Annotated in this window: 28 protein-coding genes; 13 read left to right on the top strand and 15 right to left on the bottom strand. The window is 51.5% G+C overall.

Annotation, left to right across the window (positions count from 1 at the left end; all coding sequences use genetic code 11):
* Positions 1 to 24: 24 nt before the first annotated feature.
* Both BJP35_RS22775 and BJP35_RS22770 read right to left on the bottom strand, forming a co-directional pair.
* A complete protein-coding gene (locus BJP35_RS22775) occupies positions 25 to 678 on the bottom strand; it encodes a DsbA family protein (RefSeq protein ID WP_047744754.1) in 654 nt (217 codons plus the stop codon).
* Between the two features lie 127 nt (positions 679 to 805).
* A complete protein-coding gene (locus BJP35_RS22770) occupies positions 806 to 1,285 on the bottom strand; it encodes a MarR family winged helix-turn-helix transcriptional regulator (RefSeq protein ID WP_047744755.1) in 480 nt (159 codons plus the stop codon).
* 140 nt (positions 1,286 to 1,425) lie between these two features.
* Between BJP35_RS22770 and BJP35_RS22765 the strand changes: the two genes are divergently transcribed.
* Positions 1,426 to 2,247: an alpha/beta fold hydrolase gene (locus tag BJP35_RS22765; RefSeq protein WP_020882413.1), complete on the top strand. Its 822-nt coding sequence runs from the start codon at positions 1,426 to 1,428 to the stop codon at positions 2,245 to 2,247.
* 75 nt (positions 2,248 to 2,322) lie between these two features.
* Positions 2,323 to 3,090 carry an alpha/beta fold hydrolase gene (locus tag BJP35_RS22760; protein ID WP_020882412.1) on the top strand — a complete coding sequence of 256 codons (768 nt, stop codon included), beginning with the start codon at positions 2,323 to 2,325 and terminating at the stop codon, positions 3,088 to 3,090.
* Positions 3,091 to 3,196: 106 nt separating this feature from the next.
* Here BJP35_RS22760 and BJP35_RS22755 read toward each other — a convergent pair whose 3' ends face one another.
* Positions 3,197 to 4,138, bottom strand: coding sequence for an MBL fold metallo-hydrolase (locus BJP35_RS22755; RefSeq protein ID WP_073971023.1), 942 nt, complete (start codon positions 4,136 to 4,138; stop codon positions 3,197 to 3,199).
* Between the two features lie 174 nt (positions 4,139 to 4,312).
* Here BJP35_RS22755 and BJP35_RS22750 point away from each other — a divergent pair, with 174 nt between their 5' ends.
* Positions 4,313 to 5,209 carry an AraC family transcriptional regulator gene (locus tag BJP35_RS22750; protein WP_014170406.1) on the top strand — a complete coding sequence of 299 codons (897 nt, stop codon included), beginning with the start codon at positions 4,313 to 4,315 and terminating at the stop codon, positions 5,207 to 5,209.
* A 39-nt stretch (positions 5,210 to 5,248) separates the two neighbouring features.
* Here BJP35_RS22750 and BJP35_RS22745 read toward each other — a convergent pair whose 3' ends face one another.
* The 3 genes from BJP35_RS22745 to BJP35_RS22735 all read right to left on the bottom strand — a co-directional run bounded on the left by BJP35_RS22745 (position 5,249) and on the right by BJP35_RS22735 (position 7,728).
* The gene (locus BJP35_RS22745; protein WP_047744756.1) at positions 5,249 to 6,454 is read right to left on the bottom strand and encodes an NAD(P)/FAD-dependent oxidoreductase; all 1,206 of its coding nucleotides are present in this window, start codon (positions 6,452 to 6,454) and stop codon (positions 5,249 to 5,251) included.
* A 136-nt stretch (positions 6,455 to 6,590) separates the two neighbouring features.
* On the bottom strand, positions 6,591 to 7,343 hold the full coding sequence (locus tag BJP35_RS22740) for a glucose 1-dehydrogenase (RefSeq protein ID WP_047744757.1): 753 nt from the start codon (positions 7,341 to 7,343) through the stop codon (positions 6,591 to 6,593).
* Positions 7,344 to 7,380: 37 nt separating this feature from the next.
* Positions 7,381 to 7,728, bottom strand: coding sequence for a MerR family transcriptional regulator (locus BJP35_RS22735; RefSeq protein ID WP_025203954.1), 348 nt, complete (start codon positions 7,726 to 7,728; stop codon positions 7,381 to 7,383).
* Positions 7,729 to 7,976: 248 nt separating this feature from the next.
* On the opposite strand from BJP35_RS22735, the gene BJP35_RS22730 reads away from it, so the two are divergent.
* Positions 7,977 to 8,867, top strand: coding sequence for a GNAT family N-acetyltransferase (locus BJP35_RS22730; protein WP_047744758.1), 891 nt, complete (start codon positions 7,977 to 7,979; stop codon positions 8,865 to 8,867).
* A gap of 247 nt (positions 8,868 to 9,114) precedes the next feature.
* Here the strand turns inward: BJP35_RS22730 and BJP35_RS22725 are convergent, their stop codons facing one another.
* Both BJP35_RS22725 and BJP35_RS22720 read right to left on the bottom strand, forming a co-directional pair.
* On the bottom strand, positions 9,115 to 10,317 hold the full coding sequence (locus tag BJP35_RS22725) for a cell wall metabolism sensor histidine kinase WalK (protein ID WP_047744759.1): 1,203 nt from the start codon (positions 10,315 to 10,317) through the stop codon (positions 9,115 to 9,117).
* A complete protein-coding gene (locus tag BJP35_RS22720) occupies positions 10,314 to 11,000 on the bottom strand; it encodes a response regulator (RefSeq protein WP_047744760.1) in 687 nt (228 codons plus the stop codon). The genes BJP35_RS22725 and BJP35_RS22720 overlap by 4 nt, the downstream gene beginning before the upstream one ends.
* A gap of 105 nt (positions 11,001 to 11,105) precedes the next feature.
* Between BJP35_RS22720 and BJP35_RS22715 the strand changes: the two genes are divergently transcribed.
* Positions 11,106 to 11,882 carry a MipA/OmpV family protein gene (locus tag BJP35_RS22715; RefSeq protein ID WP_047744761.1) on the top strand — a complete coding sequence of 259 codons (777 nt, stop codon included), beginning with the start codon at positions 11,106 to 11,108 and terminating at the stop codon, positions 11,880 to 11,882.
* Between the two features lie 46 nt (positions 11,883 to 11,928).
* Here BJP35_RS22715 and BJP35_RS22710 read toward each other — a convergent pair whose 3' ends face one another.
* On the bottom strand, positions 11,929 to 12,819 hold the full coding sequence (locus BJP35_RS22710; protein ID WP_047744762.1) for a LysR family transcriptional regulator: 891 nt from the start codon (positions 12,817 to 12,819) through the stop codon (positions 11,929 to 11,931).
* A gap of 75 nt (positions 12,820 to 12,894) precedes the next feature.
* Between BJP35_RS22710 and BJP35_RS22705 the strand changes: the two genes are divergently transcribed.
* The 3 genes from BJP35_RS22705 (at position 12,895) to BJP35_RS22695 (ending at position 15,309) form a co-directional block, all read left to right on the top strand.
* Positions 12,895 to 13,560 (top strand): NADPH-dependent F420 reductase, encoded by a 666-nt coding sequence (locus BJP35_RS22705; RefSeq protein ID WP_073971024.1) that lies wholly within the window; start codon positions 12,895 to 12,897, stop codon positions 13,558 to 13,560.
* An 18-nt stretch (positions 13,561 to 13,578) separates the two neighbouring features.
* Positions 13,579 to 14,460: a helix-turn-helix domain-containing protein gene (locus BJP35_RS22700; protein WP_086463575.1), complete on the top strand. Its 882-nt coding sequence runs from the start codon at positions 13,579 to 13,581 to the stop codon at positions 14,458 to 14,460.
* Positions 14,461 to 14,562: 102 nt separating this feature from the next.
* Positions 14,563 to 15,309 carry an SDR family oxidoreductase gene (locus BJP35_RS22695; RefSeq protein ID WP_047744765.1) on the top strand — a complete coding sequence of 249 codons (747 nt, stop codon included), beginning with the start codon at positions 14,563 to 14,565 and terminating at the stop codon, positions 15,307 to 15,309.
* A 141-nt stretch (positions 15,310 to 15,450) separates the two neighbouring features.
* Here BJP35_RS22695 and BJP35_RS22690 read toward each other — a convergent pair whose 3' ends face one another.
* A complete protein-coding gene (locus BJP35_RS22690; protein ID WP_014170418.1) occupies positions 15,451 to 16,173 on the bottom strand; it encodes an SDR family oxidoreductase in 723 nt (240 codons plus the stop codon).
* Positions 16,174 to 16,271: 98 nt separating this feature from the next.
* On the opposite strand from BJP35_RS22690, the gene BJP35_RS22685 reads away from it, so the two are divergent.
* A complete protein-coding gene (locus tag BJP35_RS22685; RefSeq protein ID WP_047744766.1) occupies positions 16,272 to 17,174 on the top strand; it encodes a LysR family transcriptional regulator in 903 nt (300 codons plus the stop codon).
* 161 nt (positions 17,175 to 17,335) lie between these two features.
* On the opposite strand, the gene BJP35_RS22680 is transcribed toward BJP35_RS22685, so the two are convergent.
* Positions 17,336 to 18,235, bottom strand: a complete 900-nt coding sequence (locus BJP35_RS22680; RefSeq protein WP_047744767.1) for a LysR family transcriptional regulator — start codon at positions 18,233 to 18,235, stop codon at positions 17,336 to 17,338.
* Positions 18,236 to 18,396: 161 nt separating this feature from the next.
* Between BJP35_RS22680 and attM the strand changes: the two genes are divergently transcribed.
* Positions 18,397 to 19,188 (top strand): N-acyl homoserine lactonase AttM, encoded by a 792-nt coding sequence (attM, locus tag BJP35_RS22675; RefSeq protein WP_047744768.1) that lies wholly within the window; start codon positions 18,397 to 18,399, stop codon positions 19,186 to 19,188.
* A gap of 87 nt (positions 19,189 to 19,275) precedes the next feature.
* Here the strand turns inward: attM and BJP35_RS22670 are convergent, their stop codons facing one another.
* The 4 genes from BJP35_RS22670 to BJP35_RS22655 all read right to left on the bottom strand — a co-directional run bounded on the left by BJP35_RS22670 (position 19,276) and on the right by BJP35_RS22655 (position 22,403).
* On the bottom strand, positions 19,276 to 20,295 hold the full coding sequence (locus BJP35_RS22670; protein ID WP_025203942.1) for an NADP-dependent oxidoreductase: 1,020 nt from the start codon (positions 20,293 to 20,295) through the stop codon (positions 19,276 to 19,278).
* Complete coding sequence (locus BJP35_RS22665; protein ID WP_032680854.1) at positions 20,292 to 20,702, bottom strand: hypothetical protein; 411 nt, start codon at positions 20,700 to 20,702, stop codon at positions 20,292 to 20,294. Before BJP35_RS22665 ends, BJP35_RS22670 begins: the two co-directional genes overlap by 4 nt.
* A gap of 4 nt (positions 20,703 to 20,706) precedes the next feature.
* Positions 20,707 to 21,525 carry an oxidoreductase gene (locus tag BJP35_RS22660; protein WP_047744769.1) on the bottom strand — a complete coding sequence of 273 codons (819 nt, stop codon included), beginning with the start codon at positions 21,523 to 21,525 and terminating at the stop codon, positions 20,707 to 20,709.
* 98 nt (positions 21,526 to 21,623) lie between these two features.
* Positions 21,624 to 22,403, bottom strand: coding sequence for an SDR family oxidoreductase (locus BJP35_RS22655; RefSeq protein WP_014170425.1), 780 nt, complete (start codon positions 22,401 to 22,403; stop codon positions 21,624 to 21,626).
* Positions 22,404 to 22,643: 240 nt separating this feature from the next.
* On the opposite strand from BJP35_RS22655, the gene BJP35_RS22650 reads away from it, so the two are divergent.
* From BJP35_RS22650 to yedF, 3 genes are all read left to right on the top strand, one after another.
* On the top strand, positions 22,644 to 23,192 hold the full coding sequence (locus tag BJP35_RS22650; protein WP_032681991.1) for a TetR/AcrR family transcriptional regulator: 549 nt from the start codon (positions 22,644 to 22,646) through the stop codon (positions 23,190 to 23,192).
* A gap of 177 nt (positions 23,193 to 23,369) precedes the next feature.
* Positions 23,370 to 24,581, top strand: a complete 1,212-nt coding sequence (yedE, locus tag BJP35_RS22645) for a selenium metabolism membrane protein YedE/FdhT (RefSeq protein WP_086463574.1) — start codon at positions 23,370 to 23,372, stop codon at positions 24,579 to 24,581.
* Positions 24,578 to 24,811: a sulfurtransferase-like selenium metabolism protein YedF gene (gene yedF, locus BJP35_RS22640; RefSeq protein ID WP_014170428.1), complete on the top strand. Its 234-nt coding sequence runs from the start codon at positions 24,578 to 24,580 to the stop codon at positions 24,809 to 24,811. The genes yedE and yedF overlap by 4 nt, the downstream gene beginning before the upstream one ends.
* Positions 24,812 to 24,892: the final 81 nt, after the last annotated feature.

Genomic DNA, 24,892 nt, shown 5'->3' with positions numbered 1-24,892 from the left:
TAAAACCGGAAACCTCGATGTGGGCTATGCAAGCTTTGCCAGCGCCTCGCTGATGCTTTTTGCTCCGCCGTAAAGATCGTGGCCGCTAATAATGTGCTCAGTGCTGTCAACCGTAACCAACAGCAGTGGAACCCCTCTGAAACCTTTTTGATTCATAAGACGCTTTACGTCAGCGATCCTGTCGTCTGTCAGGCTGCGAAGCCCGTCATCGGCATCAAGCCGCTCGACAAAGTCGTTAAGGTCAAGGTTATTTTCCCGAGCCCAGGCAATGCCGATCTCTTCCACTACGTTACTTTGCGCGGTATCACGCCCCAGTACATAGCGGGCATGTTGCAGTGCACGAAGCAGCCCTGCTTCTGCCGCCGGGCTGATTTCATGGAAAGCCGTGAGTGCCCGGTTCATAAACGTCGAATCAAAGCGCGCACCTGAGTTCAGGAGCTGGTGATAACGCTCACTGAATGGCTGGCCGGTCAGCGAAGCAATCCGCTGATCGTTTGTCCACGCATAGTCTGCCCATTGGGGGGTGATGTCCCTGGCTCCCTCATCACAAAATAGACCACTGGGCATTAACGTGAGTTTTTCGCTGTAATGTTGCGCCAGGTAATTCAGGGCAGGCGAGCTGGCATAGCACCAGCCGCAAAGTGGGTCAAAAAAATACTGTAGATTGTCAATGCGCATGCGGTATCCCCTGGTAAGCATCAGCACTCATCATAATGAGATTCCACAATGCGAAAAACAGCCCTCCAGTAAATTCAGTGTTTCATGGAGCGGACGAATGGACAGAATGTCCCTGCCCGCCTCTCAATCAGGATAGGTCATCGGCGTCCGGTTTCTGCGCACGGTGGATCTTGTCACGGATCTTATCAACTGATGCTTTGATGTCAGCAATGATGTCGGCGTCCATCCCAAGGGTATCCACAATACAGCGCGTGATAGTGCTGGTCTCGCGTTTCAGCGCCTCACCCTTCTCCGTTAGGTGGATAAGCACTTCGCGCTCATCCTTCGGATTGCGTGTCCGGGTGATCAACCCCGCAGTCTCCAGCCGCTTCAGTAAAGGGGTCAGCGTGCTGGACTCAAGAAAAAGAATTCCACTCAGTTCCTTCACTGTTCGCCCATCCTGATTCCACAAGGTGACCATTACCAGATACTGGGGATAGGTCAGGCCAAGCTTATCGAGCATGGGACGATAGAGCTGGGTAAAAGCATGTCCCGCTGAGTAAAGAGAGAAACAGAGCATACCGTGCACATCGGGCAGGGAATCCTCGGAAGTAGTGTGTTTAGTCATATGTCCTCCAGTCCCCCTAAAATAATTTGCATACGATTTAATTGCAAGCGATTGACAAAGGCAAAAAGGGCTGCCATATTCATTTGCACACAAACAAGTCGCACACAAACTAATAGCACAACACATGACAGGAGAACGAAATGACAACTTTCACCACCACAGACGGTACAGGCATTTTCTACAAAGACTGGGGTTCAGGTCAGCCTATCCTCTTCGCTCATGGATGGCCGTTATCGTCTGATGCCTGGGATCAGCAGATGCTGTTTTTCAGCCAGAAGGGTTTCCGGGTCATCGCACACGACCGTCGCAGCCACGGGCGTTCGGACCAGACTTTCCACGGCAACAATATGGATCAGTATGCGGACGATCTCGCTGAGCTGATTGAGGCGCTGGATCTGAAGGATCTGATTTTAGTGGGTCACTCAACAGGGGGCGGCGAAGTTGCACATTATATCGGTCGTCATGGTACCTCACGTGTGGCTAAAGTCGTTCTGGTCGGCGCTGTCCCTCCTCTGATGCTCCGGACGGATGCCAATCCTGACGGCACCCCGATGGAGGTGTTTGATGCTATCCGCGAAGGCACGGCCAAAAACCGCTCACAGTTTTTCTTCGACCTGACGGTTCCGTTCTATGGCTTCAACCGTGACCATGTCCCCACCAATGACGGGTTGCGGGAAAACTTCCGCAGAATCGGCCTGCAGGGCGGTATTAAGGGGCAATATGACTGCATCCATGAGTTCTCTGAAGTCGATTACACACACGACCTGCAGCAGATTGATCGCCCTACCCTGATTATTCATGGCGACGACGACCAGATTGTCCCCATTAAGGCATCTGCACACCGCGCCGCTGAGATCGTCGCGAATGCAACGCTGACGATATATGCCGGCGGTTCACATGGGCTGGCGGAGACAGAAGCCGATCGCTTTAACGCTGACGTACTGGCCTTTATTCGCAACTAACAAGGTGGCCTGTTCCAGACAGGCCGCAACCATCATACGCATAGCCTTTAAACTGAATTGAAAAGAGGAACGATCATGTCCAAATTTGCTGCCTCCCTTGCCGTTGCCACCGTTTTGCTGTCTGCCAGCGCTATCGCAGAAACCGCTAAGCCGACTGTTGTCCTGGTTCATGGTGCCTTTGCCGACTCTTCTAGCTGGAATGGCGTTACCCAAATCCTGCAAAAGGACGGGTATAACGTCGTCGCTGCGGCGAATCCGCTGCGCAGTGTTTCGACTGATGCGGCTTACGTCTCTTCCGTGGTGAACAATATTAAGGGGCCGGTCGTCCTTGTCGGCCATTCCTATGGTGGCCAGGTCATTACGAACGCGGCCCGTGATACAAACAATGTGAAATCGCTGGTGTATGTCGCCGCATTTGCTCCGGATGCCGGTGAAGCGGCGGCCGACCTGGCCGGAAAATTCCCTGGCGGCACGCTTGGCCAGGCGCTCGCCGCACCGGTGAAGCTGGCTGATGGTAGCGTCGATCTCTCCATCGACCAGGCGAAGTTCCACCAGCAATTCGCACATGACGTTTCAGCTAAAGAGGCAGCGCTGATGGCCGCAGGGCAAAGACCGATTACCGAAGCGGCTTTAACTGAAAAGTCAGGTGCGCCTGCCTGGAAAAAACTGCCCTCTTACTTTATTTACGGTGACGGCGACAAGAATATCCCCGCCCAGGGTTTGCGATTCATGGCTGAACGCGCGGGCTCAAAACACACCGTGGTGATCAAGGGCGCATCCCATGTCGTGATGGTTTCTCATCCGCAGGACGTTGCCACACTTATTGAGGAAGCGGCGAAGTAAACATCGCTCTCCCCCCTGAACGCCATCCCTCGTCTGAGGGATGGCCGTATATGTAATGCCTCTTATGTTCCTGCCGGTATCCGTGAAAATGACATCAGCGGTATTCTTAATAATCCCAGGGACCCGGAATGCAACGGAACGTATCGCCGTCGACAGCAACATGGCAGACAGACGGGAATGAGAGATGAGTAGCGATCAATGACTCCCTGTTATCTGCCAGTTCCTGCAGCAGACGAATGCGAATCTGTGCCGCTTCTTCGGGATAATGGTCGAAACCATTGAACCAGTCAGGATGTTCAAACCCAACCTGGAAAATAGCATCGCCGGCAAAGGTGAGTCGTTCCCCCTCAGAGGCCAGCCTTACCACGCTGTGTCCGGGAGTATGCCCGCCTGTACGAACAACACGCACGCCGGGTGCAACCTCGTATTCATCTTCGAATGTATGCAGTTGAGTCTGGTACGCTTGCAAAAATTGGGTAGCGGTTTGGCGCAGCGCTTCCGGGAAACCAGGCGGCATGGAAACCTGTGAAAAATCGGGGTCACGCCAAAATTCCACCTCAGCAGCAGCGACATGAATGCGAAGATCTGACCGCATGCGCGCTTTCACACCCTCAATAAGCAGCCCACCAACGTGATCCATATGCAGATGCGTGATAATCACATCCGTGACGCTGGCAAGATCTATCCCCGCTGACGCCAGGCGGTTAACCGTTCGCCCGGCGCGGGGTAAATCAGGGAAAGCCTCCCCCATCCCTGCATCAACCAGGATCGTCCGGTCACCGCTATGCACGAGAACCACATTTAATGCCCAGTCGAGAAAATCGGCAGGCAGAAACTTATCTTCAAACCAGTGGGTACGTTCGGAGGCCTCCGCGTTATGACCCAACATGGGTCCAGGTAATGACAACACGCCGTCACTGATCACCAGAACATCAATCTTACCGACCTGTAGTGCATAACGTGATGGCACCTTTTCATAAACGGCTTCCACATGCGAGGTACCATTAACAGGTGCTAACGACGCTGCATCATTCTTAGATATCGCCATATTTCCTCCGGACAACATAATTAATCGATTTAAGGGTATACACACCGTAGAAATGACTTTTTCCCCTCTGTTATTTCCCATCATCAAAAATAAACATGCAGACAGAACACAATGAAACAGGGTTAAAACATCGCTATACTCTTAGGATGCCCACTGTTATTAACAGGTATACTCATGAAAAATCATGACATTCCTCTTGACGATGCCGTTCATAAAATGGCTCAGGTATTAAAGAACCGACCTGAATTAGGCATAGACAGTGGAGATGCGCTGCAAATTCGCTGTTATCACTGGCCGCATGGGCCATTGCATGAAACTATCCCGCCACTCGATCAACATGTGATTATTGCTCACGTTGGACATATGCAGCGTGTTGAGCGAAAAACAGAAAATAAAATCGTTAAAAACACGATCCGGAAAGGCGCCATCACGACAATTCCTCAGGGAAGTACGTCTCGCTGGGATATTGCTGGCCTTGTTGATGTTATGCATTTATATATTCCTGATAATATTTTCGCCGATCTTCTGAATCAAATGGAGATACCTACTGCTGAGTTACTCTTACGCACAGCGCATTTTGATGAGACGGCATCAAAAATTACGCTGGCCGTTGCGGAAATCATTTCGGACAATAACAAAATTAACCAACTGCTCTGCGAGCACTTAACACTGTCATTAATATTACAGTTAATAAAAAACCACTCCAACACGCTGACAGCCGCAGGTCAGTCGCAAGGAGTATTGTCTTCGCGCGCATTAAAAATGGCGCTGGAAAAACTGGATAACAGCCCCATAGGGGATGTCACGATTAAATCACTGGCTCTTGAGCTGGGAGTTTCCTCGGCTCATTTCTGCCGTGCCTTTAAAAACAGTACCGGCTTAACCCCGTACGGGTGGCTTAAGCAGCGCGTAATGGAACGCGCTTTCCACGAGTTACAACACACCGATAAACTGATTACAGAAATTGCCATTGAAAGCGGCTATGGGTCGCAAAATGCATTTACCCAGGCCTTCAGAAAAATAACAGGCTTGACCCCCGGTCAATGGCGTGAAAAAAAGAACACGCGTTGATGCTGCCAGCCGCCAGGCAGCATCAACAGAGATGCCCTGTTACGGAACAATAATATAATCAGGGTTAGCAACAGAAAACATTTTCTCTCTGTCGGGTTCTGGCGGATAAATCCACTGAGTATTAATTTCCTGCTTTATTTTTTTCGCTTCCATGCCCTGGTACATAACCTGATGATCCCAGCCTTCCGTGTAGACCGCCCCCCATTTGCCCAGATCAAGACAGGTAACATATTTTGGCTGGCTGTAAGGATGCAGCGGTAATCCCAGTATTTCTGCTGCCGCGTTATGACCGGCGACGCGCCCCAGGCTCATCGCATGCTGGCAGGACATGACGTTATAATTACCTTCATCATCCGTAGGGACTTTTACGGTATCGCCGGTAACGAAGATACCCCTGGCGGCAGGTGCCCGCAGATACGCATCCCCAATAACACGGCCCAGATTATCGTGGTCGCCCGGGATGAGCCCGGCTAACGCGCTGGCCCGCATTCCCGCCGTCCATATCACCGTTTTGCTGGGGATAAATTCATCGTCCGAAAGCATCACCCCCTCAGCGTTGATTGCGCGCACTCTGACGCCCGTTCGAACAGTCACGCCATTACTGGCCAGCGCCTGATTGATGATCTCACAGGCATCCTCGCCCATCGCCTGACCAATTTTGTTCGAACTGTCCACAATAATAACCTGCAAATGGCGCTCCGAACCCAAGAGGTCTCTGAGGCGTTCCGGCATTTCAGTGGCGGTCTCAAGCCCGGTCAGGCCCCCACCGGCGACAACAACAGTATTTCGTGCGACAGAATCAGGCTCTGAAGCTAACGACATGAGGTGTTGCTCCAGTTCATGAGCAGCATTCAATGAGTTCACGTCAAAACTGTATTCCGTGATCCCCGGCAGTTCAGGGTGAAATGCCTGGCTTCCGGTGGCCAGCACAAAACTGTCAAAATTAACTGAGGTTTCGCCACTCTCTTTTTTTACCGTGATAGTTTTATTTTCTGCATCAATATCGGTGGCATAACCGGCAATATAGTGCACACCCGCAGCCTCAAGAACATGCAGAATAGAGGGTGTCATATTTTCAAGTACGGCTTCATACAATCTTGGACGAATGGTTAATGCAGGTTCCGGAGAAACCAAAAAAATCTCAATCCGATCATTTGCCTTTTCCATATGTACCAGCCTTGCTGCTGAAATGGCGGCCCACATACCTGCAAAACCCGAACCGGCAATAATAATACGTTTTTTCATAGCGATACCTGTTAACAGCGGATGATGAAAATGTCGTTACCGCACCAAGAGTAGTGAAAGTCAAACCTGCCTGCTCTAGCAAAATTGATGTGCTTTAATCAAATTTGATGTTTTTTTATCAGCGCTGCACGCGCCGCTAAATTTGCCCCATCCCGCCATCGACAGACAGGTCGATACCCGAAATAAAACTGCTTTCATCCGATGCAAGAAACAGCGCTGCCGCGGCCACCTCGTCAGGTTTGCCTAAACGACCTAACGGAATACGACTTGCGATGCTGGCGTCAAAAATCTCGCGATCGCTCAGGGAAACGCCCATTTTACTGATAATCGGTGTGGCGACGGGTCCTGGGCTCAGGCAATTCACGCGGATCCCACGGCCTTTAAGGTCGGTCGTCCAGCTGCGGGCAAAAGATCGCAGCGAGGCTTTTGAGGCGGCATAGATATTGTGTCCATCGAACCCTTTATAATGCGCAATGGAAGACGTTAATATTATCGAGCCACCGTCGGACATTAACGGGAGGGCCTGTTGCACGGCGAAAAACGTCCCTTTTACGTTGATATCAAACTGAGTATTAAAATCATCTTCGGTGGAGGCCGGGAAATCGGAAAGCACAATAACACCGGCATTTGCAAACATCACATCCAGCTTGCCGTATTTTTCGTTAATAATGCGAAAGAGGTTTTCATGGCTTCGTATGTCACCGTTATCGTGTTGTATTGACAGTGCATTATCGTCACCGAGTTCATTCATCGCCTGCTGCAGGGTTTCTGCATTCCTGCCAGTGATAATCACCTTTGCACCTTCTTCAATAAACCGTTTGGCCGTGGCCAGTCCGATACCGCTACTGCCTCCGGTAATTAACGCGACTTTATTGTCTAACTGTTTCATGATGATATTTCCTGTTATTACTGCTCAGACAGAGCGATCACTCGTAGGCGTGAATACGCGTGGCAAGTGTATTTCTGCGTTCATTAAGTAATTCGATAAGCGTGTCCAGTGCCCGAAGTTTTTCTCTGTGCTGCGCCAGACACTGGATAAAACGCGCATCATCCATGTCGCTTACCTGAGAAAACTTTTCCAGCTCTGCAATCTGTCGGGTACTGAACCCACATTTTAAAAGCGAGGTTATCCATCTCACTTTCTCGACGTCTTTTGCGTCGTAATTCCGATAACCGTTGTCCAACCGCTGAGAAACAATCAGTCCTTTAGCTTCATAATGTCTTAGCACTCGGGTGCTGACGCCAGTGAGCGCCGCCAGTTCAGATGGTCGCATACCTTTCTCCTCGTCATAGATGCACTCTACAACATTGACACTAGTGTCAATGTAAAGAGCCTAGCGCTAGCTGGAATGTAAGCAGATATTTCCTGAGACAGGCAAAATTAACTCCGCCAACGAAGATTGCAGCAATCTTGATTTTGCCTTGACCGTTTATTGATTAACGGTCGGGATAATCAGCCTGTGCAGACAGAACTGCCCGGCGCTGACAGCGCCCTCTGATGAGATTGCAAGGAGAAACAATAATGGGCTTCAGACATTCGCTTTTTGGATGGGAACGTTCAAACTTCACGCATTACCAGGCGGCTTATTATAAGTACGGCGGCAGTGTTAATACTCACCCCGACATTATCAATTTCTTTATGCAGAAGAAGGAAAAAGAATTCGCATTCTGGCATTACCGACGCGATGGCGAGGTCACCGCAGCGTACTTTACCAGTGATGAAAATACCTTCGGCCTGAATGTCTGGCGCGATTACCCGGTATCTTATGATGAAATTATTATCCCCATGGCTGCCGATCAAAAAATCGTTCTGCCAGTAAAAACAAACCGGCTGTCTTCATCGCTGCGTGGGAATATAATAAATGCCACCTATGCTTTTCGTGAAAAACGTAAGGTTTGCCTGATTAAAACGTCTTTCTCAGGTAAAACGGTGAAAAAAAGAAATGGCGAGCTAAAAAAAATGCTGGCTGCGGGCGGAGAATGCATACCGCTCAGAGAGATGTCACCGGCGGATATTGCTGATATTTACATGCATCTTTTCAGGCTGCGTTTTGCTGACAGCGTCAGATGCTATAACAGGAAAAACATCACTGAACTGTTAACCGCTCTGCCACACATGGTCACCGGCAATGTACTTTTCTTTGAAGGTGCTCCCGTTGCGATAGATCTCGTACTGTGTGCCCGTAGTGAAAAAAGCCTGTATTTTGATGTTCCTAACGGAGGGATTGATCCGTCGATCACCGCATTCAGCCCAGGAAGTCTGCTCATGTGGAAAAATATTGTTGATGCACGAGAAGTGTGTCGCAATGAAAATAAGGCAATGCAATTTTCAATCGGATTGTATGATAAAAAATGGGACTATAAACTGCTTTGGGCCGAAACCCAGCCCACAGGTAAATCACTGGTTCTTTGAACTGTATTCGCCGCCCTGCCCTCAACAATTATTTATCTCCTTTCGGCGCATCCAATAAAATAATAATGATAACCTGAAATATGACAATCACCGGTGCGATGTACAGTAAAAAACATCCACATCGTACCATTTTACGAAAGGCAGAAAGCAGAGAGAGAAGTAATTCAGGTGACATGGTAAACCCCCGTTTACCATGTATTTAAACTCAATTTTTACAAGATTCAGTTCACCCTTTGTTAAGGAACCGTCAATGCTGTTCCTTTTCGCTTAGCGGTATCGTCATCGTGAACGATAGCCCTCCGCTGGCATTCCGTTCTGCAAAGATAGTACCGCAATGCGCCTCGCATATCGCTCGGGCAATAGAAAGCCCAAGCCCGGACCCACCGGTATGTCGTGAACGAGACTGCTCCTCACGCACAAACGGTGAAAATATGGTTTCAAGCAGTGCGTCCGGGACTGCCGGACCGTTGTCGCGGAAAATAACGGATACCTTTTTATCGCTGACATAATAACGAATATCCAGGATGCCCCCTTCCGCAGCGTAACGCAGAGCATTGTCCATCAGGATCAAAAAGACCTGGCCTATCCGGTACGGATCAACCCGACAGGTCACAGATTCCCCCTCATGGTAGATAATGTTCACTCCCACCCTTTGGGCTGAAGGCATCGTCCATGCCACTTTCTCACGGATTATCTGGTCCAGGCTGGTTGATACCAGGCTCAAATTCAGCTGGTTGGCATCAGCCAGTTTTAACAGATGCAGATCGTCAACCAGTCTGTTTAAATCATTCATCTGCTGCATGATCATGTTCAACTGGGCCTGACTGGGTTCAAATACGCCGTCCATAATGCCCTGCAGACGACCGATGGCAGCCGTCAGCGGCGAGCGCAATTCATGTGCCATGATCACATGCGATTTTTTCAAATCTTTCTCGTAGCGTTCCAGCTGCATCGACATCCCGTTAAAGTTCTCGCTGAGGCTACGCAATTCAAGCGGCAAATTGTCCGGGACGGGCACGCGGGTCCCAAACCCGCCTTCAGCAACAGACCGTGCCGCACCGGCAAGCCGGCTAATATGATGGGATATGGGGCGCGCTGTTTTCAGCGTAAGCATAAAAATAATCGGTATGAATATCAGAACCAGGATGCCAAGAATGACCCAGTCCTTAATCCCCATCGTCGGATCTGAGTAGGACAGCCCATACCAGGTGTCGATAATTTGATGATAGCGGTTGATGTTCTGTTCAGGGTGCTTGCTCAAAACTGAGAGTTCAGCCCTGACGGCCTCTGGCATCCGGTAGGCGTGCCATTTGTTTTCAACAAAAAATCGCACCCACATAAAAAAGGCGATAAGAATAATACTTCCGACTGCCAGAGATATCAGCCGCTTGCATATCCAGTTCCACAGCGTACTCGGTTCGCCTCGTGGAGATAACGTAAACTTTTTCATGCATTTGCAAATCGGTAACCGATCCCTCTTACGTTTATCAGCAAATCAGTCTGCCCCGCTGACTCGAGTTTTTTTCGCAAGTTATAGATATGCGTGTCCACAACGCGCTCCAGGGCTTCACTTTCTGGGAGACACGCTTCAAGAAGCGCCTGACGGGTGAAAGCCTTATTCGGTGACTTAAGAAATGTCATCAGTAGCAGCAGTTCCGTCGGCGTTAAATCCAGCGCTGTCCGTTGCCCGTTCTCGCTCTCAACGCTTACCGTCATGGACTCTGTATCTGCCTGCAGTCCCCGGTACTTAATAAGCGTGCTGCTGCGCTCGCCGGAATAACGACGGAGTACAGCATGGACTCTGGCGACCACCTCACCCGGGTTATAGGGCTTCACCACATAGTCATCCGCGCCAAATCGCAGGGCACTGATTTTGTCGCTGCCGTCGCGGATGGCGGTGATCATAATCACGGGAATATCACTGCGCCGGCGCAGGGCCAGCAGAACATCGTTCCCGCTCATGCCGGGCAACATCACATCCAGCAAAATAATGTCGGGCTTCCAGCTGAATGCCAATTCGAGCCCCCGGTTACCGCTGCTGGCCGAAGAGGTCTGAAACTGATCGCGCTTAAGGTAAGCCTCAAGCACATTCGCGGCATCCAAATCGTCTTCAATAATTAAAACACGTTTCACATTCGCACCTTGATGGAATCTTGATTAAATCTTGCAGGAATATTGATTGACCGCCCGCATACTCCGCAATTCATAGATATAAGCATAATTCATTCAGGAAGTTTTATGAAGGAAATAAAAATCGCCTTAGTAACACTCATCGCAGCATCGTTCGCTTCACAGGCATCATCAGATAAAAAAGCATCTTATGTCACGATTGGCGTGGGTTCACAATATGCGCCTGAATATACCGGCTCGAATAAATATGATGTCAATACGCTGCCGTATTTCGGATGGACTTACGATGACTGGTCCGTCAATACCGACAAAGGTATCGTCTATTCCCATCAGTTCAGTAATGGCGTTTACCTGGGGCAAGCTCTGGGGTATTCCCTTGGCCGCACGGATAGCGGAAACGCCTGGCTTCAGGAAGGCTCTGATAAACTTAAAGGTATGGGTAAGATTAATACCGTAATGAATACCACCACCACGGCAGGATGGTGGATGGCACCCTGGATAGGCTTTGAGGGGAATATTACGGCACCGCTGACGGAAAGCCAGGGAATGCAATATAAAATTAAACTTAATGTCGTTCTTTTTGCTAACGACACAGATACTCTGCTAATCAGCACCGAAAGAAAATACGGCGACGCACGGTATAATAATACCTGGTTTGGGGTGAATAAGAATCAGAGTACCCATTCAGGATATAGGCCTTTCAACGCGGGTAGCGGATTAAACAGTGTGAATTACGATATTAACTGGCAACACACATTTAATCATAACTGGTCCGGCTATGCGGATTTAGGGTATATCACGCTTGCAGATCGTGTAAGCAGCAGCCCTATTGTGCAAAAGGATGAATATCTTCTCTTTACCGTCGGGGCATTTTATACATTCTGATGCAGGATATCGGTTATCTGGTGCTCTGACCGCCAGATAACCTGGTTTAGTGCGTTTTAAGCTTATTAATAAACCAGCGTCCGGCTGGCCCTGGAGGATATTGCGTCATATGTACCGCATGCATGGAAAAACCAGGGCCAACATCGGGCTGCATCTCCAGGTTCAGGATAACCAGTCTGCCATTAGCAAGATCGTCCTCAACCATAGGCAAAGGCATATAACCCCAACCGAGGCCCGCACGCAAGAATGCATGTTTTGCCCCCATGTCACCCAAACGCCACGTCTTAGCCGACATCACGCCAAAGTTGCGCCCCGCCGTGAGTGATGAGCGGTCAGCCAATACAAGCTGCACAGCGTTCTCCATAACCGGCCGAAGAATTGGGCCAGCCATTTTAGCCAAAGGATGATCGGGTGAGACCACAGCCACGGCAGGAACACTGAGCAGGAACTCAGAGGCACACCCGGTCGGAACATCCGGTAGCGAGCCGATAATCGCGACCCGACAGTTGCCGGCCAGCAACGGCTGAAGTACCGCCCCCAGCGCCTCAACATAAAGACGCAACGGTGTGCCGGGAAAGGCCAGATGAAATTCCTTCACGACTGCGGTCAGGATCTCTATCGGAAACATCACATCCACAGACACGGCGAGTTCGGGTTCCAGGCCTTCTGCCAGGATACGCGCCTTAGCCTTAAACGCGTCCATTCCGGCAAGCGTATGGCGTGCGGCCTCCAGTAAGGCCGCCCCCGCCTCCGTCAGTTTCGGGTAACGTCCCGTTCGCTCAAATAAAGGAAAGCCTACCTGAGATTCCAGATTTGCCAGCGTAGCGCTAACGACGGACTGCGCCCGGCGAAGTTTGCGACCTGCGGCCGAGAAACTGCCTTCATCAACCGCAGCAATGAAAGTACGCAGTTGATCAATCGACATACCATCCAGCATGTATCGCCCCTTTAGATGTATACCATCTAATTATATAGGCTACACAGATAGATCGGTGAGCACTATTCTCCTTTCATGTTCTTAAGCAACGTAGCCAAACACATCAACGCATCTGTTCATTTAAGGAAACAAACTATGAAAACAAATACTGTCGGCATTATTGGTGCAGGCGCCATCGGACAAGCCTTTGCCCACCAGCTGGTCAACGCAGGCGTGAATGTCATCCTCAGTAACAGACGTGGCCCGGACAGCCTGGCTGAAGTGATTGAGGCATTGGGCGACAAAGCTCGCGCCGGAACGGTACAACAGGCTGCCGAAGCCGAAATCGTTTTTATAAGTACCAACTGGAACAGAACCGAGGCCGCATTAAGTGAGTTGAACTGGGAGGGTCGTATTCTGATTGACGCGACTAACCCGGTACTTTTGCCGGGCTACACCCTTGCAGATCTGGGGGGTAAAAATTCATCCCAGCGCGTTTCAGAGTGGGCAGCGGGAGCCCGGGTCGTCAAAGCCTTCAACACGCTTCTGGCAAACGTTCTTGCGCAAGACCCGTCCCAATCTGGCGGGCGCCGCGTGGTCTTTATGTCCGGCGACCACGCTGATGCAAAAGCGGACGTTGAGGAATTAGCCACCCGAATGGGCTTCGCCAGTATAGACTTAGGGAGTCTTGAGATTGGGGGATATCTGCAACAATTCCCGGGTGGTCCCCTTCCCGCGCTAAACCTTGTGAAACTGGCTTAAGAGACGTTATTGACGAATATGGCTCAACGTACTTCCGCTGAATCATTCGAAGCGTACATTCCGGGCGAATTGCTCAAGGAACATCGGGCACAATCTTCCCGGGATGTCTTCATTCAAATTCTGGCGCGTCGACAGAGGCAGGACAACGTTATTATCCCGGCCGTGCCAGAGCCTTTTATTGTCTGGATACTCTCTGGGCGGGCCGTCGTTGAAGAACGGCCTCTGGGCGGAGAGTGGTCAGAAAACCACGTTACCGCAGGTGATTTTTTTCTCACGACCGACACCTCTCCGACAGAGATGAGATGGCAAGCCGAGCCAGACAGCCCTTTCATCGTTATGCACGTCTATATTGGTGTGTCCATGATGCAGGATATTGAGCTGCGGGAAGTGTCGGGCGAACGCGATGAAACACTGTCAGCCCTGCTGGAACTTATGCGCGCAGAGCTTTATTTTCAGCACCCACCCAGTGGACATTACATCCAGGGTATCGCTCAAGCCCTTGCGGTACACCTCTCCCGTGCTTACCGGACATCGGCAAAGCGACACCACGGCGGGTTGCAGGCATATAAATTACACCGGGTATTTAAGGCGATGCATGAAGAGCTGGCTCTCCCCTTCGACTTAGCACGTCTGGCTGGCCTTGCCGAGCTTAGCGAATTCCATTTCAGCCGGGTCTTTAAACAGTCTACCGGGCTTTCGCCTTCCCATTATTTTATCCGCTTGCGAATGGAAGAGGCGCGCCGCCTGTTGTCCGAGACAGAGGATTCGATGATCAGCATTGCCCTGACCGTGGGCTACAACAGCCCCAGCCATTTTGCTGCCATATTCCGCAAGCACACCGGTATTTCGCCCTCCCAATATCGCCACGAAAATATGCGTAGCAAAACACCGACAGCGTGAGCAAACCACCGCGCGAAGAGAGTGCCTTTTGCAGACATGATTAACCCGAACTTCAGATGTTCTTTTCTGAAGCGCTGAAACAAACGCATAAGAGGATTAATCATGGAACTCAACGGTAAATCAGCCATCGTGACCGGTGCATCAAGCGGTATCGGCGCAGCCACCGCCATTAAATTGGCCAGAGAGGGGGTCAAAGTGGGACTCGCGGCCCGCCGCCGGGATCGTCTCCAGGCGCTGGTGTCAGAAATCAAGGCCTTCGGCGGAGAAGCCATTGCGCTGGAAATGGATGTGACTGACCAGGCGTCAGTCTTCGACGGCGTGAAGAAACTGCACGACGCCTATGGCCACATTGATATCGCCTTTAACAATGCCGGACTCATGCCCATTTCAGACATCGCCAGTCTCAAACTGGAGGAGTGGCATCGTATGGTTGATGTCAATATTAAGGGCTTAATGAACACGGTTGCCGCGGTACTCCCGGTGATGCAAGCGCAAAAGTCAGGGCATATCATCAATACGTCCTCGATTGCGGGCAGAAAAACGTTCGCTGGACTCGGGGTATATTGCGCAACGAAACATGCGGTAGCCGCATTTTCAGATGTATTACGCATGGAGCTTTCGTCTCAATACAATATTCGCGTAACCTCACTTCAGCCAGGCGCGGTTGAAAGTGAATTAATCGAGCACATTACTGACGAAAACTACCGTGCACAGATGGAAAACCTGAAGGAACACATGACGTTCCTGAAGTCAGAGGATATTGCTGATTCCATTCTTTATGTGCTGCGCGCGCCGGACCATGTCGACGTGGCAGAATTGTTCATCATGCCCACAGAGCAGCAGTGGTAAGTTTGTCATGCGGGCCACACCGGTTGTCTGGCCCGCGTTATAACCTTTTCAATACACATACAATTTTCACCCTGCACTCTGTGACGCGACAAAAAAAGCTGCCTTACAGGCAGCTTTCGTGGTGAATATGCGTTAGCCAGGTCAGTTAGCAGACGCGGTAGGTCGAATCGTGATTTCTGTTGTATCAACATTTTCAGGCGCTTCAATCACTTGCCGAACAGCGCGGGCAATATCAGCCGGCTGGAGTGCAATGGAACGGTATACCTCCATTGCCGCCTGCGTTTCCGGATGAGTAATGGTCGAGGCAAGTTCGCTTTCCACCACACCGGGGTTGACGCAGGTGACACGGATGCTGGCGCTTTCCTGTCGCAAGCCATCTGAAATCGCCCGAACGGCGAACTTTGTGGCGCAATAGACGGCAGCTGTCGGCACCACAGAGAGAGCACCGATAGAGCCAATATTGATTATCTGACCGGAGCCCTGCGCTTCCATGGTGGGAAGCACGGCGCCAATCCCCCATAGCACGCCCTTGATATTCACATCAATGGTACGTTCCCATTCATCATATTTACCCGCTGCCAGCGGAGAAAGGGGCATTATTCCCGCGTTGTTGATCAGAACGTCAATACGCCCCCACGTAGTCAATGCCGCCTGCACGAAATCAGACATCGACTGGCGATTTGTGACATCCAGCTCGCAGGCTTCAGCATGCCCGCCTGTACTGCGGATTTCTGCAGCGATGGCTTCTATACGATCTTTCCTGCGTGCCCCAAGTAACAACTTCGCGCCTGCATTGCCAAGCTCTCGTGCAATACCCTCTCCGATACCGCTGGATGCACCGGTGATCAAGATGACTTTATCCATGATGTACTCCTTTAGTTGAGTTCAGAGGGATAATAGAACGAGGGCATTGTTTCGTGTATCCTGCCACTGGTGTACACACTGGTTAGCAAACATAAACAATGAAAATTGACCTTAATCTTTTACCTCTGTTTCTGGCTGTCGCGGAGGAACGTAGCTTCAGCGCTGCCGCCGAACGTCTTGGCGTGACGCGATCGGCGGTCAGCCAGGGGATCAGACGCCTGGAGGATACGTTCGGGACCCTGCTTGTCATGCGCACCACGCGTTCGGTAAACCTGACTGAAGCGGGAGAACGGCTGCGAAAATCGTTGTCCATACCGCTATCAACGATTGACGCGGCGTGCGAAGACGTTCTCTCTGACAACGGGCCGCGAGGGCATCTGAAAATTGCTGTCACCTCAATTGCAGAAGAATTTCTTTCAGGCCCTCTGCTCGCGTCATTTGCAGCCGCTAACCCTGCCGTCACCATCGATATCGTCGTGTCGGATGACGCATTTGATATCGTGGCAGCGGGCTTTGATGCCGGCGTAAGGCTCGGTGACGTGATCGAAAAAGACATGATTGCTGTCCCTCTGACGGGACAGCAACGGGAAGTGGTGGTGGCATCACCAACGTATCTGGCGGCCCACAGCGCACCGCGCCATCCGCGAGAGCTTATCCGCCATCGCTGTATCGGCTGGCGCCCATCGCCAGACGTCGCGCCCTATCGCTGGGAATTTGAGGAAGCGGGAATACCTTTCGACGTGGCGGTTGAACCGCATATCACCACCAACGATCTCCGTCTCATGCTCAGGCTCGCGCTTGCGGGAGGAGGAATTACCTTTGCAACCTATGAAACATTCAGGCCATTTATTGAAAAAGGACAGCTTGTTTCATTACTGGATGATTTTCTTCCGCCTTTTCCTGGGTTTTATCTGTACTTCCCGCAACGTCGAAATATGGCCCCCAAGCTGCGGGCTCTGATTGAACACGTCAGGCAGTGGGGGAAGACGTCACTGCAGTAGTTTCAAACCCGCGCAGAATATTTAGCTTCCGGAGAGTTGCCGCGCCGTAGCAGCGAATGACGCATGCTCGACTGGGCAAGCCATTAACCGGGGTGTACCTCAGGCAGGCACGAAATTTTGTTCAACCGTTTATTAAACAGCCTCATATTCGAGTTTGAGAACTATAGCTGCCCTTTTGTTACCGAGCGCGTAAGGCTTGTGCGAAGTTCGTTTTCAAGGAAAGCGACACATGTTCGTGTTTCAGCGGAGATGATATTAGCCGGAGGATAAAGTAGATATGCAGGGAATGAAGGAACAAGGTAGTCGGGTAACACAGGTACGAGATGCCCGTCGGCAATCTCCTGTCGGCAAACCGGAGACTGCAATACCCCGATCGCCCTTCCTGCCAGAAGCACAGTACGTAACGGCCGCCAGTGGCTGGAAGTGAATGTTATTCTCACAGGGACGGTGAGTAACGCGTTGTCAGGCGCGATCAGCGTCACATGGTTATTCATAAACAGGCCCGAAACACGAGCAAACGCATGTCGGGCGAGCTCGCCCGGTGTACGTGGCATATCATAACGCTGCAAATATTCGGGAGAGGCCACCAGCAACCGCTCAATTTTTCCCAACGGGCGGGCAACATAATATCCTTCCCCCGCCTCACCAAGACGTAGCGAGATATCCACACCTTCGGTGACCGGGTCCGTCACTCTGTCACTGAGCACCAGATCTATGTTGATGCCCGGATAGGCCAATTGCAGTTTAAGCAGGGCGGGCATAAGTAACTCTTCCCCGGCTCCATAGGGTGCGGCAATGCGCAGGGTTCCACTAATTGCTTCACCATTATCCACGATTGCCAGCGCATGGTCAGCCGCTGCAACGGCGCTTTTGCTTCGTTCATAGAACAGCGTCCCGCTATTCGTGAGAGACATTCGGCGCGTGTGACGTCGCAGCAGGCGGGTATTAAGATGAGCTTCCAGACGCTCTATCCTTTCACTGACCGCCGGCTGTCCGATGCCGAGATCGCGCGCAGCGGCAGACATGCTTCCGCGCTCAACCACCCGAATGAAAATACGCATTGCCGTAAGTAAATCCATTCACCGATTATATTGGTAAAACCGATAAATGAAAGTGGTCCCGCCCCTCTACTGCCAGGCCCTTCTGTTAATGAAAATCTGTGCGTCCACGGCTGTTGTAGCTATGGCGTACAGAACATTTCATTTTTTACGGGAAAAGAAGCATGTCAGATATCAGGCTTTATATGTTCCAGTCGGGCTATCAGCGTTGTAAATATCACGATATCAGGATGAATCAGGGTGAAGGCTCCGACTACATTATACCTGTCCCCTGGTTTTTACTGACGCATCCGCAGGGGAATGTTGTTATTGACGGTGGTCTTGCGGTGGAAGGGCTGAAGGATCCCCGCGCCTACTGGGGACCGACTGTTGACCAGTATCAACCCATCATGGATACAAACCAGGGCTGTAGAAGACAACTGGCGAAGCTCGGAATAAGGCCAGAATCGGTGCGTTATGTTTTACTCTCCCACCTCCACTCTGACCATACCGGCGCGATTGGCCGCTTTCCTGAAGCCACTCATCTTGTGCAACGTGCTGAGTACGACTATGCCTTTTCACCGGACTGGTTTACCGCCGGGGCCTACTGTCGGAAAGATTTTCATCGCGAAGGTCTCAAATGGCAGTTTCTGGCAGGAGATGCCGATGACGGTTTTGATCTGTATGGCGATGGCGTTCTGAAAATCATTTACACGCCAGGCCACTCCCCGGGTCATCAATCTTTTGTCGTCTCCCTGCCGAGTGGAAAATCGTTCACCCTGGCGATAGATGCTGCCTATACGCTTGACCATTTTCAGGATAAAGCCCTTCCTGGCTTGATGACATCGGCCAGTGAGGTGGCACGATCGGTGGCAAAACTAAGAGTGGTTACCCAGATGCATAATGCGGAAATTATTCCCGGGCACGATCCTGACATCTGGCCGCATTATGCGATGAAGACGGAGGGCTATAACTGATACGAACGGTGATAGTGACAATACCTCTTCCCTGAGGCGATAACCCTGGTCATTTATGCTTAGCGCAGAGGCAAGCCTTCATTGCTATCACTCATGAATTTTAACCACCACTTTCCCCTTTGCATGCCCGCGAGCCAGATAGGCGAAGGCGTCGCCAGTTTCGGCAAAGGGGAAAACGTTGTCGATAACGGGTTTGATGCGTTGAGCGTCCATGAGTTCAGCGATTTGGCTAAGCTGGCTGCCATCAGGGCGGACAAAGAGAAACGAATAGGTTAACCCTCGTTTTTTTGACAGTCGCATGATTTTGCGGCTCATCAGTCCTAATACGAAACGCAGGAAAACATTAAGGTGTCTTTCCCGTGCGAAAGCCGTATCTAACGGCCCGATCAGGGAAACTATCTTCCCTCCCGGTTTAAGGATTTGGGTGGATTTCTCAATCGCGTCACCTCTGATAGTCCCGAGGACAATATCGTAGCCGCTCAGCACTTTTTCGAATTCCTGCTTTTTATAGTCAACCACCTCATCTGCACCAAGGCGGCTCACCCAGTCAATGTTGGCGGTGCTGGTTGTCGTCCCTACCGTTGCGCCAAGGTGTTTTGCCAGTTGGATAGCAAAACTGCCAATTCCACCGGAGCCTGCCGGGATAAATACTTTCTGCCCCGCTCGCAGCTTCGCGCGTTCCGTCAGCGCTTGCCAGGAGGTGAGACTGACCATCGGAAGCGACGCTGCCTGTACGAAATCCAGAGTGGCGGGTTTTAACGCTGCAAGGTTTTCTGGCACCCGCACAAATTCAGCAAGCGAACCCGTTCCCCTGTCAAAAATACTGGCAAACACCTCATCGCCTGCGTTGAAACGCGTCACGCGGCGTCCTGTGGCAACGACAACGCCGGACACGTCGCTGCCCAACGTCGCGGGGAGACTGAAATGCAGAACACGTTTGAACATGCCGGTCGGGATCATGTTATCGATCGGGTTCAGACCTACTGCATACACTTTGACCAGAATTTCATCATCACCAGGGGACGGAAAATCTACGTCGTCGAATCCCAGTTCAGGGGATTTACCATAGCGTTTGAACGTAAATGCTTTCATCGTCTTCTTATTCATTTGTCTTTTACTCTGCCGGGTTTGCCGGTGGCGTGTTTCTTACCAACGCTGTTGCTGAGTAAAAAAGCGATACCCAGAAATAGCTCGATAAATACTGCAATAACGATCTGCCCATTAACGTGTCCTGCATACCACTCAACAACGCCGGACACGGCTAAAATCAAACATAACGTACCGATCCCTGCTGCCAGGGCATAGCGGGCCAGCGAGGGCTCTGCGTGCCTGGCGAATAAACACATCACCCCCAGGCCTGCATACAGGGCGGCAGAGCGATGGCCGAGCACATCAGTTCCCGGTGTTGGCGTGATTCCCCACTGCGTTAACAGCAGTTGCGGGCAGAACATCCATATCGCCGCCAGGATGAAAAACAACCCGGCAGTCAGAATAGCCAGTTGAGAAAATTTCATATTCTTATTCTTTCGCGTCGAGCTGAAGACTATTGCGTACTACCTTGTCCAGAAGTGAAGCAGGCGCAAAGCGGCGAATGAAATTCAGTTTCCCCGCCAGCGTGCCCGCCGTATAACGCACCTTAGGCCGTAAAGCCTGGGCAGCCTTTACCACCACATCAGCCACCACTTCCGGACGTTCCGCCTCGTCCATTGCCTTGCTGACGACGTTGTTCAGCTTAGCCCGGAGCGGTTCATATTCTTCTAGCTTCGCGTCAGGTTCTAAATTGTTTGCGTCGAACTGTGTCTTTATATAGGCCGGCTCGATCACGGAAACCCTGATACCCTGTGTACGCAGTTCATGGTCCAGCGCGCCCGTATACCCTTCAACCGCATGCTTACTGGCTGCATACAGTGCCACGTAAGGTAGCGGGACAATCCCTAATATCGAACCAATGTTGATGATGCGCCCACTGCCCTGACGGCGCATGTGCGGGATCACTGCCCGCGTCATTCTGACCAGGCCAAGAAAGTTGGTGTCGAAAATACGCCTGGCCTGATCAATCGAACTTTCTTCCGCGGCCGCAGGAGCAACCCCAAAGCCCGCATTATTCACCAGCAAATCTATCCGCCCTTCCAGGTGCAGTAACGCCTCAATGGCGGCGCTCACGGACGCATCGTCCGTCACATCAAGCGTTAATAACGCAAAGGGATGTGTACCTGCCTGCGCACCGCGCCGGCTGGTGCCATAGACCCTATACCCCGCGGCCAGCAGTTTTTTAGCCGACGCCTCACCGATCCCCGAAGAAGCTCCGGTCACCAGTGCTACACGTTTTTTTGTCATTCTCACTACGCTCTCTTGATGGAGTCCTGCTCACCCTGCAGCGCAACAACACGCTGCAGGGAAACAACGCGGCATAGGGTTATGCCGAATCCCCGTGGCTACACTGTGTACCGTTCTGCCGCTTTAGCCTGATTGATATCCGCCAGCAGAGCCTGACGTGCCGTCTCCAGGTCATCCCAGTGGGCAGCATTTTGTAAAGGAGGGATGGTGACGAGTTCGCGACGATCAAAGCCGGCCAGGGCTGCGTCAACTAACTGACCCACTTCCATCATCTCGGGTGCCTTACTGATATCAATACCTGCACGTTCCCAGATTTCGGTGTAAGTGCCAGCCGGAAGTACCGCCTGGACGTAAACGCCCGCGGAGGAGAGCTCAATATGCAATCCCTGCGACAGGAAAAGCACAAAGGCTTTGGTGGCACCGTAAACCGTCATGGCAAATTCCGGGGCGAGCCCAACGACGGAGCTGATATTGACGATTGCGCCTTCTCCGGTTTTGACAAACCGTGGCGCCGCGGCACTCGCAAGCCTCGTCAGCGCAGTGACGTTCAGGGCGATAAGACGCTCAATTGCCTCAGGCGTCTGGCCGGTAAAATTGCCCGACTGTGCCATGCCTGCGTTGTTAATCAGCACCCCTATTTTTTCGTCTTCACGAAGACGAGCTTCCACCGTCGCTAAATCCGCTGCCTGAGTGAGATCGGCTGGCAGAACATCAACAGAAACGCCCTTCTCCTGTCGCAGACGCTCGGCGAGTGCGTCTAATTTTGTTTTATCGCGGGCAACCAGAACCAGGTCATGTCCACGGCTCGCAAATCTTTGCGCATAAACAGCACCAATACCCGTCGATGCGCCTGTAATGAGAACTGAAGTTTTCGTCATATGTGATCTTCTTTATTAAATGTTGAACAGAATCTGCACTGTTCGATGCAGGTAAATCCGGGGATATGTCCGGCTCTCTTTGCTGATCTCAGTCAGACTGACGGAGCGCGCATAACTCTGCGAAGCACCGTCGGGAACATGGATTTAATGATGATAATCATAATCTATAAAGTCAACTGGTTTGATTATGATCATCATCAATGTATAATTGAGCCTTGTTTTGTATGGGGGCGGGAACGCATGAAAGTGTCAAAAGAGCAGGTTCGGGAAAACCGGATGCGCATTGTTGAAACGGCATCAGAACTTTTTCGTGAGCGCGGCTATGACGGCGTGGGCGTGGCGGAGCTGATGTCTGCGGCGGGTTTAACCCACGGCGGGTTTTATAAGCACTTTGGTTCAAAGGCTGACCTGATGTCAGAAGCCATGAACTGTGGTTTTGTACACGCCGCGGAAAACCTGGCGGGTGTGGACCGAGAAAAATTCATTGAATATTACCTCTCCCGACAGCATCGCGATGATATGGCCAGGGGTTGTGTGATGTCTGCCCTGGGCACCGACACCGCCCGTCAGTCCGAGTCCATCAAAGAGACATTTGCAGCCGGGGTTGAACGTCAGCTGGCAATGTTAAGTGACGAAAATGTCTCACGTGCTGACCTGATAGACACCTTTGCACATCTTGTCGGGGCTCTGGTGTTGTCCCGTGCCTGCCCGGATAATTCTGCGCTCGCTGACGAAATTCTGGATGTCTGCCGCTCGCGTATTCTGCGTGAGGAGCCGCGAAAAGAGTGAATATTTTGCAGCCGGGTGAGTGATTGCCAGGAGATATCAGGAAGATTTGATGACGGAGGTCATAAAAAAGGTAGGTATTTTTGAGAAAAGTTTTGGAGAGGTTTTGGAGAAAGAAAAAAAGTTATATATTCCAGCCCGTTAAATCCAAATATACCTTCTGAGTTCAGAGGCTTACTCATGTCATGGCAATACTTCAAACAGACTTACCTGGTTAAGTTCTGGTCACCTGTACCCGCCGTTATCGCAGCGGGGATCCTGTCTACTTACTATTTCGGCATTACCGGTACGTTCTGGGCTGTAACCGGCGAGTTTACCCGTTGGGGTGGACAACTGCTGCAGCTTGCCGGTGTGCATGCTGAAGAGTGGGGTTACTTTAAGCTCATTCATCTGGAAGGCACTCCGCTGACCCGCATCGACGGGATGATGATCATCGGCATGTTCGGCGGCTGTTTTGCCGCCGCGCTGTGGGCAAACAACGTTAAGCTGAGAATGCCAAAAAGTCGGATCCGCATCGTACAGGCGGTCATCGGCGGCATGATTGCCGGTTTCGGTGCGCGCCTGGCGATGGGCTGTAACCTTGCCGCCTTCTTTACCGGTATCCCACAGTTTTCGCTACATGCCTGGTTCTTTGCCGTCGCTACCGCCATCGGTTCTTACTTTGGCGCAAAATTTACCCTTTTGCCGCTGTTCCGTATTCCCGTCAGGATGGTTAAGGTCAGCGCCGCATCGCCGCTGACGCAAAAACCGGCTCAGGCACGCCGTCGTTTCCGCCTGGGGATGCTGGTCTTTTTCGCCATGGTGGCATGGGCACTGTGTACAGCGCTCAATCAACCTAAACTGGGTCTGGCAATGCTGTTTGGCGTGGGCTTTGGTTTGCTTATTGAACGCGCGCAGATCTGCTTTACTTCAGCGTTTCGCGATATGTGGATCACCGGGCGAACAATGATGGCAAAAGCGATTATTGCCGGGATGGCGGTGAGTGCTATCGGCATCTTCAGCTATGTTCAGTTAGGTGTTGAACCGAAAATCATGTGGGCCGGCCCGAATGCGGTGATTGGCGGCCTGCTGTTTGGCTTCGGGATTGTGCTGGCTGGCGGTTGTGAAACCGGCTGGATGTACCGTGCCGTTGAAGGTCAGGTGCATTACTGGTGGGTTGGCCTGGGGAACGTGCTCGGGTCAACTCTCCTCGCGTACTACTGGGATTCCCTTTCTCCTGTCCTCGCGACAAACTGGGATAAGGTCAACCTGCTCAGCACGTTCGGCCCACTCGGTGGCCTGTTGGTCACGTACGCCCTGCTGCTGGCCGCTTTTTTACTGGTGATTGCGCAGGAGAAACGGTTCTTCCGCCGTGCTGCTGTCAAAAATGAAACGCAGGAGAATGCCGCATGAAAGAGATCGTACCTGACTATCGTCTGGATATGGTGGGCGAACCCTGCCCTTATCCCGCTGTCGCCACGCTGGAAGCCCTGCCTCAGCTCAGGAAAGGGGAAATTCTGGAGGTGGTGAGCGACTGCCCGCAGTCCATCAACAACATTCCTCTCGATGCTAAAAACCACGGTTACACCGTGCTGGACATTCAACAGGATGGACCAACCATTCGTTATTTGATACAGAAATAATCCCGCCACAGACGCTCCTTAACCGGGGCGTCTTTCCTGCCCCAAAAATCCGCCTTACGTCCCACTTTGGCGGTAAATGCA

Source organism: Enterobacter sp. J49, from assembly GCF_002148625.1.
Lineage (GTDB): Bacteria > Pseudomonadota > Gammaproteobacteria > Enterobacterales > Enterobacteriaceae > Enterobacter > Enterobacter ludwigii.
This window is presented reverse-complemented; position numbering and strand designations above follow the sequence as displayed.

What these genes read in the sequence shown, in the direction of transcription:
- BJP35_RS22725 (WP_047744759.1), bottom strand. Translation starts at nt 10,317, where the DNA reads ATGAAAAAGTTTACGTTATCTCCACGAGGCGAACCGAGTACGCTGTGG.
- BJP35_RS22715 (WP_047744761.1), top strand. Translation starts at nt 11,106, where the DNA reads ATGAAGGAAATAAAAATCGCCTTAGTAACACTCATCGCAGCATCGTTC.
- BJP35_RS22680 (WP_047744767.1), bottom strand. Translation starts at nt 18,235, where the DNA reads ATGCGTATTTTCATTCGGGTGGTTGAGCGCGGAAGCATGTCTGCCGCT.
- BJP35_RS22705 (WP_073971024.1), top strand. Translation starts at nt 12,895, where the DNA reads ATGTTCTTAAGCAACGTAGCCAAACACATCAACGCATCTGTTCATTTA.
- BJP35_RS22770 (WP_047744755.1), bottom strand. Translation starts at nt 1,285, where the DNA reads ATGACTAAACACACTACTTCCGAGGATTCCCTGCCCGATGTGCACGGT.
- BJP35_RS22665 (WP_032680854.1), bottom strand. Translation starts at nt 20,702, where the DNA reads ATGAAATTTTCTCAACTGGCTATTCTGACTGCCGGGTTGTTTTTCATC.
- BJP35_RS22695 (WP_047744765.1), top strand. Translation starts at nt 14,563, where the DNA reads ATGGAACTCAACGGTAAATCAGCCATCGTGACCGGTGCATCAAGCGGT.
- BJP35_RS22750 (WP_014170406.1), top strand. Translation starts at nt 4,313, where the DNA reads ATGAAAAATCATGACATTCCTCTTGACGATGCCGTTCATAAAATGGCT.
- BJP35_RS22730 (WP_047744758.1), top strand. Translation starts at nt 7,977, where the DNA reads ATGGGCTTCAGACATTCGCTTTTTGGATGGGAACGTTCAAACTTCACG.
- BJP35_RS22660 (WP_047744769.1), bottom strand. Translation starts at nt 21,525, where the DNA reads ATGACAAAAAAACGTGTAGCACTGGTGACCGGAGCTTCTTCGGGGATC.
- BJP35_RS22745 (WP_047744756.1), bottom strand. Translation starts at nt 6,454, where the DNA reads ATGAAAAAACGTATTATTATTGCCGGTTCGGGTTTTGCAGGTATGTGG.
- BJP35_RS22775 (WP_047744754.1), bottom strand. Translation starts at nt 678, where the DNA reads ATGCGCATTGACAATCTACAGTATTTTTTTGACCCACTTTGCGGCTGG.
- BJP35_RS22740 (WP_047744757.1), bottom strand. Translation starts at nt 7,343, where the DNA reads ATGAAACAGTTAGACAATAAAGTCGCGTTAATTACCGGAGGCAGTAGC.
- yedF (WP_014170428.1), top strand. Translation starts at nt 24,578, where the DNA reads ATGAAAGAGATCGTACCTGACTATCGTCTGGATATGGTGGGCGAACCC.
- BJP35_RS22700 (WP_086463575.1), top strand. Translation starts at nt 13,579, where the DNA reads ATGGCTCAACGTACTTCCGCTGAATCATTCGAAGCGTACATTCCGGGC.
- BJP35_RS22670 (WP_025203942.1), bottom strand. Translation starts at nt 20,295, where the DNA reads ATGAATAAGAAGACGATGAAAGCATTTACGTTCAAACGCTATGGTAAA.
- BJP35_RS22765 (WP_020882413.1), top strand. Translation starts at nt 1,426, where the DNA reads ATGACAACTTTCACCACCACAGACGGTACAGGCATTTTCTACAAAGAC.
- BJP35_RS22735 (WP_025203954.1), bottom strand. Translation starts at nt 7,728, where the DNA reads ATGCGACCATCTGAACTGGCGGCGCTCACTGGCGTCAGCACCCGAGTG.
- BJP35_RS22690 (WP_014170418.1), bottom strand. Translation starts at nt 16,173, where the DNA reads ATGGATAAAGTCATCTTGATCACCGGTGCATCCAGCGGTATCGGAGAG.
- yedE (WP_086463574.1), top strand. Translation starts at nt 23,370, where the DNA reads ATGTCATGGCAATACTTCAAACAGACTTACCTGGTTAAGTTCTGGTCA.
- attM (WP_047744768.1), top strand. Translation starts at nt 18,397, where the DNA reads ATGTCAGATATCAGGCTTTATATGTTCCAGTCGGGCTATCAGCGTTGT.
- BJP35_RS22655 (WP_014170425.1), bottom strand. Translation starts at nt 22,403, where the DNA reads ATGACGAAAACTTCAGTTCTCATTACAGGCGCATCGACGGGTATTGGT.
- BJP35_RS22710 (WP_047744762.1), bottom strand. Translation starts at nt 12,819, where the DNA reads ATGCTGGATGGTATGTCGATTGATCAACTGCGTACTTTCATTGCTGCG.
- BJP35_RS22755 (WP_073971023.1), bottom strand. Translation starts at nt 4,138, where the DNA reads ATGGCGATATCTAAGAATGATGCAGCGTCGTTAGCACCTGTTAATGGT.
- BJP35_RS22650 (WP_032681991.1), top strand. Translation starts at nt 22,644, where the DNA reads ATGAAAGTGTCAAAAGAGCAGGTTCGGGAAAACCGGATGCGCATTGTT.
- BJP35_RS22685 (WP_047744766.1), top strand. Translation starts at nt 16,272, where the DNA reads ATGAAAATTGACCTTAATCTTTTACCTCTGTTTCTGGCTGTCGCGGAG.
- BJP35_RS22760 (WP_020882412.1), top strand. Translation starts at nt 2,323, where the DNA reads ATGTCCAAATTTGCTGCCTCCCTTGCCGTTGCCACCGTTTTGCTGTCT.